At 41.9% G+C, this 937-nt stretch carries 1 protein-coding gene; it reads left to right on the top strand.

The features are described 5' to 3' along the window. The first annotated feature begins 200 nt into the window (after nt 1-200). Nucleotides 201-758, top strand: a complete 558-nt coding sequence (locus FJ444_RS21260; RefSeq protein WP_140961950.1) for a phosphoribosyltransferase — start codon at nt 201-203, stop codon at nt 756-758. Nucleotides 759-937: the final 179 nt, after the last annotated feature.

The raw sequence follows: 937 nt of genomic DNA, 5'->3' as shown, positions 1-937 counted from the left end.
TTTCTCCCTCGGTTTGGTCGCCTATTAGGATAAACTCTGTTTATGCTGATAGGGAGGAGGCTCAATGAGTATCAAACGCATTAAATCGCTCGCAAGCTCGCTGGGACGCTAACACATGGGCTGCGTCACTTCGTTCCTAATTTTAGCCCATGTGTAATCGCCCTTTATGCGGGTGTTATACGGAGATATAGAAATATCGTATGGATTATTTAAGCCTCTCAATTGGAGTAATAGGAACCCTAGCAAGTATCCTTGGCCTATATTTTAGCGTTCCTAGCTTTTCTAGCTGGCGCTCAGTTCGAGTTGCAGTCCAAGATTTGGCTAAAAAAATGTCAATTGCTGGATTCAAGCCCGACTTAGTCATAATGTATGGTAGGGGTGGTGCGATTTTCGGGGGCTTACTAGCAGGTAATCTTGGAAATATCCCAGTGATTTCAATTGACCGAGAGGTTATAGATAATAACGGTACGACTGAAACAAACCTAATTCACACATACTCATTGAGAAGTGTTCAAGGGAAAAGAGTACTTTTAGTAACTGGTGAAGTCGCTACTGGCTCTCAATTGGCTGATGCTAAACGTGCAATATTAAAAAAGAATCCTGTTGAACTAAAGACGGCTTCATATTACGTTTGCGAGACATCCTCTACTTACCCTGATTATTATTGGAAAGAGACAAAAAATATAATTCATGTTCCATGGCGATTTGGTAAATCATATCGCCGCACCTCGAAGCGAGCTTTGGATGTCTCCGTATAACAATCGCATTAAATCGCTCGCAAGCTCGCTGGGACGCTAACTCATGGGCTGCGTCACTTCGTTCCTAATTTTAGCCCATGTGTTATCGCCCTTTATGCGGGTGTTATAACTTTAAGAGGATTGAGTTTGGAATCATTGGATGATTATAAAGCTATAATCGATGATCTGGTTAAGATCAG

The sequence above is a fragment of the Aestuariibacter sp. GS-14 genome, assembly GCF_006494365.1.
Taxonomy (GTDB): Bacteria; Pseudomonadota; Gammaproteobacteria; order Enterobacterales; family Alteromonadaceae; genus Alteromonas; species Alteromonas mangrovi.
This window is presented reverse-complemented; position numbering and strand designations above follow the sequence as displayed.